The organism is Corynebacterium gerontici, assembly GCF_003813985.1.
Lineage (GTDB): Bacteria > Actinomycetota > Actinomycetes > Mycobacteriales > Mycobacteriaceae > Corynebacterium > Corynebacterium gerontici.
On the sequence record NZ_CP033897.1, the window covers coordinates 67,086 to 81,233 of the forward strand.

14 protein-coding genes are annotated in these 14,148 nt (G+C 59.2%); 5 read left to right on the plus strand and 9 right to left on the minus strand.

Annotated features, from left to right (window positions below; all coding sequences use genetic code 11):
- The gene (locus tag CGERO_RS00360; RefSeq protein ID WP_123932721.1) at positions 1-1,122 is read right to left on the minus strand and encodes a CE1758 family FMN-dependent luciferase-like monooxygenase; all 1,122 of its coding nucleotides are present in this window, start codon (positions 1,120-1,122) and stop codon (positions 1-3) included.
- A 450-nt stretch (positions 1,123-1,572) separates the two neighbouring features.
- Here CGERO_RS00360 and CGERO_RS00365 point away from each other — a divergent pair, with 450 nt between their 5' ends.
- On the plus strand, positions 1,573-1,785 hold the full coding sequence (locus CGERO_RS00365; RefSeq protein ID WP_123932723.1) for a hypothetical protein: 213 nt from the start codon (positions 1,573-1,575) through the stop codon (positions 1,783-1,785).
- A 65-nt stretch (positions 1,786-1,850) separates the two neighbouring features.
- Here the strand turns inward: CGERO_RS00365 and CGERO_RS00370 are convergent, their stop codons facing one another.
- From CGERO_RS00370 to CGERO_RS00385, 4 genes are read right to left on the minus strand one after another with little or no spacing between them, the layout of a single operon-like run.
- Entirely contained in the window at positions 1,851-2,789 is a 939-nt protein-coding gene (locus CGERO_RS00370; protein ID WP_123932725.1) for an amino acid ABC transporter permease, read from the minus strand.
- Positions 2,789-3,475, minus strand: a complete 687-nt coding sequence (locus CGERO_RS00375) for an amino acid ABC transporter permease (protein WP_164470199.1) — start codon at positions 3,473-3,475, stop codon at positions 2,789-2,791. Before CGERO_RS00375 ends, CGERO_RS00370 begins: the two co-directional genes overlap by 1 nt.
- A 15-nt stretch (positions 3,476-3,490) precedes the next feature.
- Positions 3,491-4,369, minus strand: a complete 879-nt coding sequence (locus tag CGERO_RS00380; RefSeq protein WP_123932727.1) for a glutamate ABC transporter substrate-binding protein — start codon at positions 4,367-4,369, stop codon at positions 3,491-3,493.
- 11 nt (positions 4,370-4,380) lie between these two features.
- A complete protein-coding gene (locus CGERO_RS00385) occupies positions 4,381-5,109 on the minus strand; it encodes an amino acid ABC transporter ATP-binding protein (protein ID WP_164470312.1) in 729 nt (242 codons plus the stop codon).
- Between the two features lie 130 nt (positions 5,110-5,239).
- Between CGERO_RS00385 and CGERO_RS00390 the strand changes: the two genes are divergently transcribed.
- Positions 5,240-5,929, plus strand: coding sequence for a type 1 glutamine amidotransferase domain-containing protein (locus tag CGERO_RS00390; protein WP_123932731.1), 690 nt, complete (start codon positions 5,240-5,242; stop codon positions 5,927-5,929).
- 111 nt (positions 5,930-6,040) lie between these two features.
- The gene (locus CGERO_RS00395) at positions 6,041-6,697 is read left to right on the plus strand and encodes an 8-oxoguanine DNA glycosylase OGG fold protein (RefSeq protein ID WP_123932733.1); all 657 of its coding nucleotides are present in this window, start codon (positions 6,041-6,043) and stop codon (positions 6,695-6,697) included.
- Positions 6,698-6,750: 53 nt separating this feature from the next.
- Here CGERO_RS00395 and CGERO_RS00400 read toward each other — a convergent pair whose 3' ends face one another.
- Entirely contained in the window at positions 6,751-8,049 is a 1,299-nt protein-coding gene (locus CGERO_RS00400; RefSeq protein WP_245998836.1) for an ATP-binding protein, read from the minus strand.
- 103 nt (positions 8,050-8,152) lie between these two features.
- Here CGERO_RS00400 and CGERO_RS00405 point away from each other — a divergent pair, with 103 nt between their 5' ends.
- Complete coding sequence (locus tag CGERO_RS00405) at positions 8,153-9,718, plus strand: DUF885 domain-containing protein (RefSeq protein ID WP_123932735.1); 1,566 nt, start codon at positions 8,153-8,155, stop codon at positions 9,716-9,718.
- Positions 9,719-9,737: 19 nt separating this feature from the next.
- On the opposite strand, the gene CGERO_RS00410 is transcribed toward CGERO_RS00405, so the two are convergent.
- On the minus strand, positions 9,738-10,379 hold the full coding sequence (locus CGERO_RS00410; RefSeq protein ID WP_123932737.1) for an MBL fold metallo-hydrolase: 642 nt from the start codon (positions 10,377-10,379) through the stop codon (positions 9,738-9,740).
- Positions 10,376-11,461 (minus strand): S-(hydroxymethyl)mycothiol dehydrogenase, encoded by a 1,086-nt coding sequence (locus tag CGERO_RS00415; protein WP_123935798.1) that lies wholly within the window; start codon positions 11,459-11,461, stop codon positions 10,376-10,378. The genes CGERO_RS00410 and CGERO_RS00415 overlap by 4 nt, the downstream gene beginning before the upstream one ends.
- Positions 11,462-11,946: 485 nt before the next feature.
- On the opposite strand from CGERO_RS00415, the gene CGERO_RS00420 reads away from it, so the two are divergent.
- Positions 11,947-13,506: a tyrosine-protein kinase domain-containing protein gene (locus tag CGERO_RS00420; protein WP_123932739.1), complete on the plus strand. Its 1,560-nt coding sequence runs from the start codon at positions 11,947-11,949 to the stop codon at positions 13,504-13,506.
- Positions 13,507-13,630: 124 nt separating this feature from the next.
- On the opposite strand, the gene CGERO_RS00425 is transcribed toward CGERO_RS00420, so the two are convergent.
- Positions 13,631-14,146, minus strand: a complete 516-nt coding sequence (locus CGERO_RS00425) for an arsenate reductase/protein-tyrosine-phosphatase family protein (RefSeq protein WP_123932741.1) — start codon at positions 14,144-14,146, stop codon at positions 13,631-13,633.
- Between the last annotated feature and the right edge of the window lie 2 nt (positions 14,147-14,148).

The following is a 14,148-nucleotide window of genomic DNA, read 5'->3' on the forward strand; positions in this document are numbered from 1 at the left end:
TTAGTGTTGTGCCGGGTGGATCTGGAAGTGGGGGTTCTGCTCGCCAGCCTCGCGTGCGGCCACCAGGCTGGAGTGGGTGGGCGGATCGGAAGGTACGTGATCGGGGCGGCGCTCCTCCATGCGGCGGCGAAGCTCCGGAACGACCTGAGTGCCTAGGATCTCGATCTGGTTGAGCACCACTTCAAGCGGCAGGCCAGCGTGATCGACCAAGAAGAGCTGGCGCTGGTAGTCGCCAACCCAATCAGCGAACTGCATGGTGCGGTCAATCACCTGCTCAACGGTGCCGACCGTCAGCGGGGTCATCTCGGTGAACTGCTCTAGGGAGGGGCCGCCGCCGTAGACGGGTGCGTTATCGAAGAAGGGGCGGAACTGCTTCTTTGCCTCTGCCTCGGTATCGGCGATGAAGGTCTGCCCGCCCAGGCCCACGATGGCCTGATCAGCTTGGCCATGGCCGTATTGCTCGAAGCGCTTGCGGTAGATCTGCACCATCTTGGCGGTGTGTTCCTTGTTCCAGAAGATGTTGTTGTGGAAGAAGCCGTCGCCGTAGAAGGCGGCCTGATCGGCGATCTCCACCGAGCGGATGGAGCCATGCCAGACGAAGGGGGCTACGTCGTCCAGCGGGCGCGGGGTAGCGGTGAAGCCCTGTAGCGGGGTGCGGAACTTGCCCTGCCAGTTCACGTCCTTCTCGCGCCACAGGCGACGCAGCAGCTCGTAGTTTTCCAGCGCCAGTGGGATGCCCTGGGTGATGTCCTTGCCAAACCAGGGGTAGACCGGGCCGAAGTTGCCGCGGCCCATCATGAGGTCCACGCGGCCATCGGCCAGGTGTTGCAGGAAGGAGTAATCCTCGGCGATCTTCACCGGATCATTGGTGGTAATCAGCGTGGTGGAGGTGGAAAGCTGCAGCTTCTTGGTCTTCGCGGCGATATAGCCCAGGTGCGTGGTGGGCGAAGAGGGCACGAAGGGTTCGTTGTGGTGTTCGCCGGTGGCAAATACGTCTAATCCGACCTCTTCGGCCTTGAGCGCAATCTGCGTCATGGCGTTGATGCGCTCGTGCTCGCTAGGGGTTTGCCCGGTGACGGGGTTTTTGGTGACGTCACCGACGCTAAAAATTCCGAATTGCATGGTGTGCTCCTTGTATGGTTGTTGATATGACAACAAGATAAGCCTGATGGTTTAATTTGTCAAGAGTTGGTCCAAAAAGCTTTTCGACGTCCCACGCCTTCGACTTAGCCATTCTTCTAAGGGGGTGAGTGCAGATCGAGTGAGGCTGCCGCGTGATTGTTGCGCACCACGGCGGTCCATTGAGCGTTGGGCAAGCCCCTGAGGCGACAGATGTTTTGTTGTTTCAAATCCTCTGCGTTGCTGAACTTAAGCAAAGAGGCATTAACCAAAACACATTGGGTAAAACGCCCTGGGATTGATCCGATCGTTTTTGATCAAGTGAAGCACACCATGCTCCCCAAATTTGAAGGAGATTTTGGATGAGGAAGAAAAGCGGGCCCTTACTCGCTCCCTCGAATCACCATCGCGATCCCATATTTGGGATCTGCAAGTCACGACAGGTGTTTCAGTATGAAGAATCGACCCATTGGACTGTTGCTGAAATGGATCATCGGCATTCTCGCCCTGTATGCGTACTCGTGGGTTTCCGTGAACTACCTCGGCTTCGGAGACGAACACACCAACGTGACAGAAAAATGGCTAGAGTTTTCCGGCCTTTTCACGTCGTTGTTCGTTCTTTGGGAAATCTACAAGCCTCGTAATTCAAAAAAGCCCGAGAGCTAATCCCCAAGCGCAACGCCCCTCCAACCACGTTTGTGGGGAGGGGCGTTGGTGCGTCGAAAAGCGAATTACTCGAAGGTAGATCGCAGATCCTTGTGGGCGGGGTCGTGCCAGTCCACGTTGACCTCGTCCTTGGTGGCCAGGCCCTGGTCGGGCTGGTGGGGAACCTTGGCCACAATGTTCTTGCGGGCGCGGCCTGCGCGGAGCTGGCTTTCCACACGCTCGGCCAGGCGGGAGAGCAGGAAGTTAATGATGATCATGATGATCGCCACTACCACCATCGCCGCCAGGTAATTGCGATACCAGGAGGCGGCCTGCAGGCCAGAGCGCACGACCTCGACATAGCCGATGAGGTAGCCCAGTGCGGAGTCTTTCAGCGCGATCACCATCTGGCTAATCAATGCGGGCAGCATGGAGGCGATGGCCTGCGGCAGGAGGATCTTCATCATCGTCTGCGAACGCGACAGACCCAACGCCATCGCCGCTTCACTTTGACCCTTGGGCAGGGCGTTGATGCCCGAGCGCAGGATCTCTGCGATGACGGAACCGTTGTACATGGTCAGGCCAAACACCACGGCGGAGAACGCAAGATGTTTGGTGGGAACCAGGCCGTAGATGGCAAAAAGCTGGTAGGCGAAGATCATGAGGATCAGCACGGGGATGGCGCGGAAGAATTCCACGATCACGGCGCATACGATGCTGATTGCCTTGTTGTGGCTCAGGCGTCCAATGCCCAGCAAACCGCCGATCAGCAGCGCCAGCAGGATTGAGACCACTGCGGCCTTGATCGTGCCCACCAGGCCTGGCAGCAGGTAGGTGGTCCACATCTCGGAGGTAGTGAAGGGCTTCCACAGTTCGGCGGCGAACTGCCCGTTGGCGTTCATGGTGGAGATCACCCACCACGCCACCAGCAGGAGGATGACTGCGGTAATGGCGGTGAGGATCTTATTAAAGCGTTCGCCTTTAGGGCCTGGAGTGTCATAGAGAACTGTTGCGCGTGTACTCATTAGCGCTTCACCTTCAATCGCTTGGCTGCGGCACCGAAGATCAGGCCTGTGGGCAGGGTCAGAATAATGAAGCCCAGGGCGATCACGCCGAAGATCACAAACACCTGGTCGGCGTGGCTTTCCACGGAGGATTTCATCAGCAAGGAGGCCTCAGCTACGCCGATGACCGAGGCGATAGTGGTGTTCTTGGTCAAAGCGATGAGCGTGTTGCCGAGGGGAACGATCGCCCCGCGCAGTGCCTGCGGGAAGATAATGTGGCGGAAGTTTTGTATGAAGGTCAGGCCCAGTGAACGAGCTGCTTCTGCCTGGCCAAAAGGCACCGTATTGATGCCGGAACGCAGGGACTCCGCCACGAAGCTGGAGGTGTAAATAACAAAAGCCAGCACCGCCAGGCGGAAGTTATTTTGGCTGGTGAAGCTCGGGCCCTCGGCGGCGAGCGTGACGTCAAGATTCACGTACAAGCCAAGGGAAGCAAAGAGCACGATCAACGTCAGCGGCGTGTTGCGCGTGATGTCGATGTACACGGTGGCAATCGTGCGCAAAATGGCAACGGGAGAAACGCGCATGGCGGTCAAAATGGTGCCAAGGATCATGGAACCGATAGCGGATGCCACGGTGAGCTTGATCGTCATCCAAAAAGCCGGGAGCAGTTTGGGGGCCATATCGGCCCAAAGTTCTGCGCTCATGATGTGTCCTCCTTCCTATTTCTTCTCTTCGGTGAAAGACAAATCACCGATCTTCGGCTTGGCTCCGGGTTCGATGGCATCGCCCAGGTTCTTCTTGATGATCTTTTCGTACTCACCAGAATCGTGAAGGGCGTTGAGCGCCTCATTGACTTCCGCCACAGAATCCGGCTGGCCCTTGGCCATGCCAATGCCATAATTTTCGTTTGTCCAGTAGGCGCCGTCTTCCTTCTTCAGCTCGATCACCTTCATGGTGCCCGGATACTGCTGGGCAAAGCCCGCGAGGATGGTGGCGTCGGTGCTTAAGGCATCCACCTTGCCGCGCGCGAGTGCCTCAACGCAGGCGGAATAGGTGTCGAACTCTTGAAGCTGCACTTCAGGCAGGGCCTTCTTGATCTTTTGTGCAGGGGTAGAGCCGGTGACGGAGCAGAGTTTGGTTTCGGAGGTCATGTCCTGCAGGCCGCTGATCGGATCATCGGCGCGCACCAAAATGGCCTGGTGCGTGAGCAGGTAGGGGCCTGCAAAATCCACGGCACGAAGGCGCGATGCGCTAATGGAGTAGGTAGCGGCAATCATGTCTACTTCGCCGTTATTAATCAGCGTCTCGCGTTGCGCCGAAGGGGTCTCGCGCCAGGTAATCTCCGGTTCTTCCCAGCCGTGCTTGTTGGCAATGTAGCTGACCACGAAGCGAGAAACATCCGGGTCTACACCCACAAATTCCTTCTCGGGTGTGCGTGCGCCCAGGCCCGGCTGATCGTACTTGGTGCCTAGTACCACGTGGCCGCCTTCAATATCGTCCAGCAAGTTTCGCGGCCCTGAGTTGGAACACGCACTCAACCCAGCGGTGCAGGTGAATGCGAGGATGGCGGCGAGTCCGCCTTTGAACAGTTGTTTCATCGCTGCACCTTCTAGTGGCCGAGGATCTTGCCCAGGAAGTCCTTGGCACGATCCGATTCGGGGTTGGTGAAGAACTCTTCGGGCGTGCGATCTTCCACGATTTCACCGTCGGCCATGAACAGGATGCGGTCGGCTGCCTTGCGGGCAAAGCCCATTTCGTGAGTCACGCACACCATCGTCATGCCTTCGCGTGCGAGGTCATCCATCACCTCAAGGACCTCGTTGATCATTTCGGGGTCGAGGGCAGAGGTTGGTTCGTCGAAAAGCATCACTTTCGGATCCATGGCCAGGGCGCGCGCAATCGCCACGCGCTGCTGCTGCCCGCCGGAAAGCTGCGCGGGGTATTTTTCGGCCTGCTGTGCGATGCCCACGCGCTCGAGCAGTTCCATGGCGCGCTTGCGGGCGGCTTCTTTGGACTGACCGCGTACTTTCATGGGTGCGAGGGTCACATTGTCGAGGATGGTCATGTGGCTAAACAGGTTGAATTGCTGGAACACCATGCCTACCTCTGCGCGAAGCTTCGCCAGCTCCTTGCCTTCTTCCGGCAGCAGTTCGCCGTTGATGCGGATTTCGCCTTCATCAATGGTTTCAAGGCGGTTGATCGTGCGGCAGAGGGTGGACTTGCCGGAACCTGAGGGGCCGAGGAGCACAACAACCTGGCGGGCTGGAATTTCCAGGTTGATGTTGCGCAGCGCGTGATAGTCGCCAAAGTGCTTGTTCACGCCCTTGAGGGAAATCATCGGCGTTGATGTGGTGTCTGTCATACGGGAATCATAGAGTATGACGATTCACAGTCAAAGCGCGATGCTCGCTTTTTGCTTTTCGACGACCCCCGCTCAACCCCTCCCGCGAAAGTATTAGGATTGGTGCATGACTAAACGGATCCTGCACATCGTCACCAACGTTGCCAAGTATGAAACGAAACCCGAACGTCCAACCGGACTCTGGCTCTCCGAACTCACCCACGCCTGGGACGAATTTGAAGCACAAGGCTACGAGCAACATATCGCGAGCCCTAAGGGAGGGTTCTGCCCAATCGAGCCGCAATCGCTGAAGTTCCCATTCTTCGACGAATCGGCCAAGGCTTGGTACACCAACATCCAACGCATGCAACTGCTCGGCGACACAGCAGCCGTTGCGGACTTGGACGCCGAGGCTTATGACGCCATCTACCTCACGGGTGGCCACGGCGTCATGTTCGACTTCCCCGAAAGCGAAGGCCTGCAACACCTGATTCGCGACATCGCCGATCGTGGCGGTGTGGTTGCCTCGGTGTGCCACGGCTACTGCGGACTCGTGAACGTGCGAGACACGCACGGAGAACTGCTAGTGAACGGACGCAAACTCACAGGTTTTTCATGGATGGAAGAAAAAGTTGCGGGCGTATCCAAGATCGTGCCCTACAACATAGAGGAACGCATCAAAGAACGAGGCGCAGAGTACTCAAAGAAGCCGATCCCGTTTGTCTCCAATGTGGTGGTGGATGAACGCCTGGTCACTGGGCAGAATCCGAGTTCTGCAAAAGCAGTGGCTGAGGCCGTGGTAGAGACGATGGGCTAAGAATTGATCCCGTGGTGTGCGGCGCTGTGCGGGTAGAAGGGCTCGCATTTGATAACTCTTGATGACTGCGGCCAAGTTATCAAAAAGATATAAGACGACGGGACATGGTGCATGAAGATCGATCTAGAGCGCGTCATCGTCCGGCTCGGGGCGCCTGCGATAGCTCCGGGAGTGGCAGAAGTACGCATGCTCCCAGAACATTATTTCCCGCACCACTGGCCTGAAACTGAGCAACATTTGCCGGTTCTTTCCGGTGAACCTGGGCGCCGCGAACTCTGCCGCGAGGATCTCTTTGCGCTGGGTGCAGCGGCGAGCGGGCCGGAGGACATGCGCAATTTCTACGTTGCGGTGTGTGCCTGGGGTGCGGGAACAAGTGCGCTGAGCGCTTATCGTCTGGCGCGTCCCCTTGCGGAACCTGAACTGGAAGAACACCTTTGGGCAGGGCTTCGTCGCGCTCAGCGAGGTGACGCGCTCGGTGCGTATGAGGCGCTGAGCGGAGAACATCGCGTGCGTTTTCTAGGGCCTGCATTCTTTAGCAAGCTCATGCACTTCATGGCGCCGCCGCCGGAGGTGGGCGACGTGCGCCCGCCGCTCATTTTGGATTCACGAGTGGCACAGGCGCTGGGGTGGCGCAAGACGGCGTCGTGGTCGCTGGCTGAGTACCGCGCCTACCTGGACGCGGCGGAGGAACTGCGTGCGCGTTGGCGTCCCGATCTGCCACTTGACGTGGTTGAATACCAACTCTTTGCCGTGGGGAAACAACCCTGAGCGCACTCAAATGGGAAAGCTGCCCCTGCTTCACCGGCGCCGTGGTGCACAGCTCAGCGAACGCTCCAAGTTGCCAGAGGGTCGCGCTTGCTGCGCCCATGCCATTGCACTAGGCCTTGCTCGCGTAGGGCATTGAGGTGCCGCAGCACCGTGGGTCGCGCTAACCCCAGCAAGGCGGTGAGCTGCCCAGTTCCAAGCGGCTTGTCTGCGAGTTTGAGTTCATTGACGATGCGGGTTGCGGTTGCGCTCATGCTTTTGGGCAGGGCCTGCGCGGTGGTGGTTTCGCTGAAGAGCGTGAGGCGCACTGCCTCTGTGAATTGTTGGTATTGGGGATCGGCAAAGCCCGCGTCGCGCATGGCTTGGCACATCCGACGAATCCCTGCTCCCCGCGCCTCGCTCACGCCCAAATCCGCGCACACCCGCGCCACCCGAGGATTCCGCGCATTACGAAACAGTCTGCTCGCAGTGTGTGGATTGGTGTTATTAGGAAAGCGCCCAGGGCTGGTGATCTCAATGCGATTATCAAACACCCGCACCCGCACATGATCCCCGGCCATGGCATAAGAACGATGGATCACAGCGTTGCGCAGCCCCTCCAACCACGCCTCAGGCGGAACGGCGGTTCCTAGCTTTTCGACGCCCCTCGCCGCCGCCCGAATCTGCTCCGGGATGGAGCCTTCGCAGCGAATCACCTCGTGCTCTCCACGAACCTCTACAAATGCGTAGGGGAACATCGTTTGTGGGCGCTTCGCCAGCAGCAGGTACGCAGCGATGCACACGTGGCCTTCCTGCGTGAGCAGGTCACGCGCACGCAGCGCTTTCTTAGGAGAGGACGTGCCTAAAGCCCGCTGAAACTCACCCAGCAGCTTTTGATCCAAGAGGATCCGGAAGTAGGCGGTGTTCCCTACAGATCGTGCGGTAAATCCTTCAACCTCGCGGTCCCACGCCAATTCCTGGCGCTGATTCAAGTTCAGTTTTCTATTCCGGGTGCCCACGCGCATAAAGCAATCACCATTATTGAGCTCGTGGAAGTAGTGCCAGGGATCCACGTACACCAGCGAAAAGTCGGGGTAGTCGCGGAAGTGGGCGCGAACATCGGGGTGGATGAGGTTGCGGGCTTCGTCGAAAAGCTCTCTACCACCTGGGTAAATGATGGTGCCGCCTTCGGCGTTATGGAAGGAGAGGAGGGTGATCGCGAGTTCGCGAGCAGTGGTGGATTCGGGCAGTTTTGAGAACCACTGGCTTTCGCGAAGTTTTGGCAGTTCAGCGCTGGCGAATTTCTTGCCTTGAGAGACCACGCGCGCGGCCTGAGCAGACAGGCTTGTGGGGGAAGGATTTGGCCGCACAGACATGCTCTAACTCTAACACTGTTCGGAGCTGAGTTCTCCCGAAGCGAAACGGCAAATGGTGTGATCGAGCTGCACCAAACTCATGACTTCACTGTACTTTGGGGCTATGAATACTGCTCTCGATCAACGCTGCGAAGATTACGTTCAAGCACTGGTTCAGCTCAGCCCGCTTACTGCTACAGCCTGGGGAATGGATCAGGACAACGCCACTGACATCGACGCTTTCACTCCCGAGTATCACCAGCAGATGGCCGATCTTGCTCGTGAGCTGCGCGACTTTGCCCAAAGTTACACGGCGCAAGGCCCGCAGGATGAGGTCACGCGCAGCACGCTGATTGATCGCCTAGGTGTGGAGTTGGAGGCTTTTGAGACGGGTGAGCATTTGCGTCACGTGAATAACATCACCTGCCCGGTGCAGTGGATTCGAGACACCCTGCTGCAAATGCCAGCGGAAACGGAGCAGCAGTGCGAGGTGATAGCCGCCCGAGTGGCAAATATTCCCGCTGCTCTTGGTGGGTACAAGCAGTGCCTGGAGCTGGGGCAATCGCGGGGATTGCTGCCCGCTGCGCGCCAGGTTGTCGGTGTGCAAGAGGATCTACGTGCTTTCGCTAAGAAGCTGCCAGTAGAAAACACCGAGGTGAGCGCCTTCTTGGATGAATTCGCGCGGTGGATGGGCACGCTGGACTGTGCGGAGGAAGATGCCGTCGGGCGCGAGCGCTATGAGCTCGCCAGCCGCCAGTGGGTGGGTGCCACGGTGAATCTGGAGGAGGCCTATGCGTGGGGCAAGCAGCGCCTGGCTGAAATCGTGGCCGAGCAGGAGCGCATCGCAGCAAAACTCTACGGGGAAGGCACGAGTGTGCAGGAGGCGATGCAGCGCCTCAACCAGGAGGAACGCTACACCGTCCATGGTGTGGAAGCGCTGAAAGCATGGATGCAAGAACGTTCCGATGAGGCACTCAACGCGCTTGCCGGGGAGCACTTCGATATTGAAGGCCCCGCGCGGCAGCTTGAATGCTGCATCGATCCGGCTGGAACCGGCGGCATCTTCTACACCCCGCCAAGCGCGGATTTTTCGCGCCCCGGACGCATGTGGTGGTCTGTTCCTGCAGGCCAAGAAGAGTTTCATACATGGCAGGAGCTCACCACCGTCTACCACGAGGGCGTTCCTGGCCATCATTTGCAGTGCAGTGCCGCCATGCAGCAGCCTCTCAACACATTCCGCCGCATCGCGTGCTGGAATTCCGGCCACGGCGAGGGCTGGGCGCTCTACGCGGAGCAGCTCATGGCGGAGCTCGGCTATCACGAAGATCCTGCTACCCGCATGGGGCTTCTCGACGCACAACGTCTGCGCGCCGCGCGTGTTGTGTTGGACATCGGCTTCCACTTGGGCCTGCCCAACCCGGATGGTGGTGAATGGGACTACGAATACGCCTGGGAATTCTTGGCCACGCATTCCTCCATGGATGTGCCAAACCGACGCTTTGAGCTCATGCGCTACCTAGGCTGGCCCGGCCAGGCACCGTCCTACGCCCTAGGCCAGCGCCTATGGGAGCAACTGCGTGATGACGCCCTTGCGCAGGGGATGAGCCTTCGCGAATTCCACAGCAAGGCACTGGCGGTGGGGAGTGTGCCCATGAGCATCCTGCGCGAGGCAGTGCTGGGTGGTAAGTAAAAGCCCTGGGCCGGTGGGTCTAGTGCCCGCGGGCAATCCACTCCTCTAGGTGCGGTGCCTCTTTCCCGATCTCGGTGGCGTCACCATGGCCGGTGTACACCTCGGTGTCGCCGGGCAGCGTGAGCAGTTTGTGGCGGATCGAGTCGATGATCGTCTCAAATGAACTGTACTTGCGTCCAGTGGCACCCGGTCCGCCGGCGAAGAGCGTGTCGCCGGAGAACAGCACCTTGGCGTCTGGCAGATAAAAGGCGCATGAGCCGGGGGAGTGGCCTGGCGTATTCATCACTTTCAGCTCGGAGCCTGAGATGTGGAACGTGGTGTCGTCATCAAGCTCCTCAAAAGGCAGGTCTTGATGCGTTTCCTGCCATAGGGGCTTGTCGCCGGGGTGGAGGAAGATGCGTGCGTCAAAGTGTTCGGCGAGCTTCGGTGCCACATTGACGTGATCATTGTGTGCGTGGGAGCAGAGCACGCCGAGTACATTTCGATTGCCAACTGCCTCGATGATGGGTTGGGCGTCGTGGGCGGCGTCGATGATGTAGCAATCGTGGTCGTCGCCAAGCACCCAAATGTTGTTGTCTACTTCCCACTCGCCACCGTCGAGCGCGAAGATGCCGTGGGTGACCACGCGATCAATGCGGAGTCCGGATTCAGAAGTGCTCATGGGTGCTCCATTTCTACGACGGATCGCAGGACCTTGCCCTGCTTCATGGTGTCAAATGCCTGCTCCACCTCGTGCAGGCCGATGCGCTCGTCCACAAAGGTGTCTAGGGGGAAGCGTCCCTGTTGGAACAGTGCGGTGTACATGGGGAAATCGCGTTCCGGCAGGCAGTCGCCGTACCAAGAGGATTTCAACGCGCCGCCGCGACCAAAGACGTCCAGCAGCGGCAGTTTCAATTTCATGTCGGGGGCAGGAACACCCACCAGCACCACGCGTCCGGCGAGGTCGCGGATGTAGAACGCCTGCTCATAGGTCTCGGGGCGGCCCACCGCATCAACAGCCACGTCTACGCCAAAGCCGCCGGTGAGTTCCTGGACCTTTTCCACCAGATCTTCGCGGCTCAAACCCTTGGAGTTGATGGTATGTGTGGCGCCGAATTCCTCGCGGGCGCGGGTGAGCTTCTCATCGGAAATATCGATGGCGATGATGGTGGTGGCACCCGCAAGCGCGGCACCAGCCACCGCGGCCATGCCCACCCCGCCTGCGCCAATCACGGCAATGGATTCGCCGCGCTGGATCGCGCCGGTATTCACGGCGGCACCAAGACCAGCCATGATGCCGCAGCCAAGCAAACCAACAGCGGCGGGATCAGCCCCAGCATCAACGCGGGTGCACTGCTTCTCATGCACCAAGGTCTTTTCTACAAAAGCGCCAATACCCAGTGCGGCCTCAAGTTTGGTGCCGTCTTCCAATGTCATGGGCTTGGAGGCATTGTGGGTATCAAAGCAGTACTTGGGCTCGCCCTTCTTACAGGCACGGCACTCACCGCACACGGCTCGCCAGTTGAGCACCACAAAGTCACCGACGGCGACGTGCTCCACCGCTGAGCCGACGGCCTCTACCACGCCCGCCGCCTCGTGGCCGAGCAGGAAGGGGAAGTTATCGCTGATGTCGCCGTCGCGGTAGGCGAGGTCGGTGTGGCACACGCCGCATGCTTGGATCTTCACTACAACGTCATTGGCGCCGGGTTCGGGAATGCAGATGGTGGTGGAAGTAGTGGGGGCGTTGGCCTCGGTAGCGATGATGCCTTGGACTCGTGTGTATTCAGACACTGTGCTCCTTCATCTTCGCGGACGCCCTGGTGGCGAAACCGCGGGTTGGGTGCGATTGGCCGGAGAGGAAACCGGCGTTTGGGGGCAATGCTACCCACGCATAACCTCAGCCCGCCTAAGGAAAATAGCGTTCACTTCCATTTGTTTTGGGCGACGCCCGGGCGAGGAGAAAGAGCTCTTTTTATAGAGAAAGCACTCCCAAATGGGGGTAGGGATTGAGTGGTGGGGGGTAACGCCCTTTGTCGAGTTCTCGACAATCCATAAGTGCGCTGCATGCGCGAATGGCGCCCGAGAGAGCAAGAACCGCATGCGTTTCTGCAAATGTTTTGCTATCAAACGGGCAACCGTTTGCCCCTGCAGCAACACTGATAGACACTTAAAGCTAAGGATTGTCGTTCCTTAGAAATGTGAACAACAGCGCGCGTGAACAACGTGCGCACCATAGAGTTAGGCAAGACATGCGCGAATTGGCAATGCTTGTGGGAGCTTTGCGCCGCAAGTGGTGGGTCATCTTCCTCACCGCAGTAATCATCGCCGGAGTCGTCGGTGGCTGGGGCACACTGCGGCAGCAGGAATATCGCGCAAGCGCGCGTCTCACGGTCACCATGACTGGCGAGGCCTCAAGCTCCGGGGGAGGGTCTTATCAATCTAACCTCGCCGCGGAAACGCGCATTGCTTCTTATGTAGAGCTCGTCCGTTCCAACCTTGTGCTCGACCCTGTGTCCGAGCAAACCGGCATGACGGTAGGCCAGCTCCGCGGCATGGTCGGCGCCGCTGGCATAAAGAACACGGTGCTTTTCGACGTCTCCGCTACCGCGAAATCTCCCGACCAGGCATCGAAGGTGGCTCGTGCCCTCGCTGACGTCTACCCCAAGGTGATTGAAGAACTCGAAACGCCGAAGTGGGGTCCGGAAGGCCCGCCCGTCGTCTTTGATGAAAACGGCAAGCCCATCCAATTCCGCACCGGGCCCCAAGCCTTCGCCACTGTGGTGTCGGATAACACCGAGAATCCCGGCATTGTGCCACCCACCCGCACGCAGATGATCGCACTTGGCCTGTTCATCGGCATTATCGCCGGTTTGCTCATGGGCATCCTTGCGGACTTGGTTGACCGCCGCGTGCGCCGCGTCGACGAGTTCATCAACCTGGCTCCTGGTGTGCCGATGCTTGGTGAGGTTCCCCAGTCGCGCTCCCGTGGTGAAAAGAAGGGTGTACTCCTGGACTTCCGTTCTGGTCATTCAGCATCGGCCGAGGCGATCCGTAGTGCCAGGACCTCGCTGAGCTTCGTGGGCGGCGACCGCGATTCCCGAGTCTTCCTCATCACCTCGGCATTGCCCGGTGAAGGTAAGACATTCGTGTCCGCCAACATTTCCCGCGCATACGCGGAGGCCGGCAACCGAGTGCTCGCCATCGGTGCGGATCTGCGCTCACCGAAGATCGGCGCAGCCTTCGAGGTGCCGGAAGACGTGGGGCTTTCCAACGTGCTCGCAGGCCAGGTGGACATCGAAGATGTGGTGTTCCCAGGGGGCGAATCCGAACCGGACGTTGTGCCCTCCGGGCCCACCCCGCCGAACCCGTCTGAGTTGCTGTCCAGCAAGCGCATGCAGGCAGTGATCGACTGGGGACGGGAGCACTACGACATCATCATTATCGATACACCTCCGGTAGATGCTGTCACCGACGCCGTCGTGCTGGCACCGGCGGTGGACGCCGTGGTCTTGGTGGCTCGCGTCAATGTTGTTACACGCACCGCACTCGCGCGCACCCTGGAGAACCTCTCCATCGCCAACGTCAAGCCTTCTGGTGTGATTGTTAACGGTGTGCGCACCGGCAGTAGCTCAGGCTATGGCAAATACGGCTACGGATATGGTTACGGCAATCAGCCAAGTTCCACTGATGCCACGAAGGCAGCAGTTGCGCAAAACAAGATGCTGGCGGAATCCCCGGCACCGTCGCAGCCCGAGCAGTCTCTCCGCAGCGCTGGCGACACCGCTGAGCGCGACGGCGCTCAGCGCTAACTCGAAGATTCGTGATGTACACGCAACGCTTCTGCATTAGCGTTCACGGTGATCCCAAGCTGCCACTGGGGTCTTCTTTGGCGGGGATTTCAGAGCGCGCCATGGCGTGCTCGGCGAAGCGCCACTATGCCATGTGCTGCCCAATCACATCCAATAAGGCATCGATGCGATCTGCGCACTCCTTGAAGTCTTCGGCGGTCCCACCGATCGGATCCGCAATATCGCTTTCTTGGTATCCGCGGCGCTTTCGGTGCGCCTCCCTTGGGGTCGAACCTGGGTGGTCACGCAGGATGGCGGCGTATTCAGGCAACGTAAACGTTTTTGCAATGGCTGCCGGTGCAATTCGGGTCAGTGCTGCTCGGTGCTCAGCCTCCATGCACAGCACCACGTCGGCTTCTCGGATTTCCCGGGCCGTGGCGAGTCGTGAAGTCCCAGGTTGGGATCCCGAAGAATCCCCGGATTGCGGGGCTGCTGGTACCCCGCGTCGCCGCAGCTCCGCCAGGCTCAGTTCATGCATAGGCAAGCCGTTTCGTGCTGCTACTCCGGCACTTGATGCTTGGAAACCTCGATGGCGCCATAGGGCCTCTGCCAGGGGAGAGCGGCAGATATTCGCAGTACAGACAAAGAGCACCGAAGTCATAG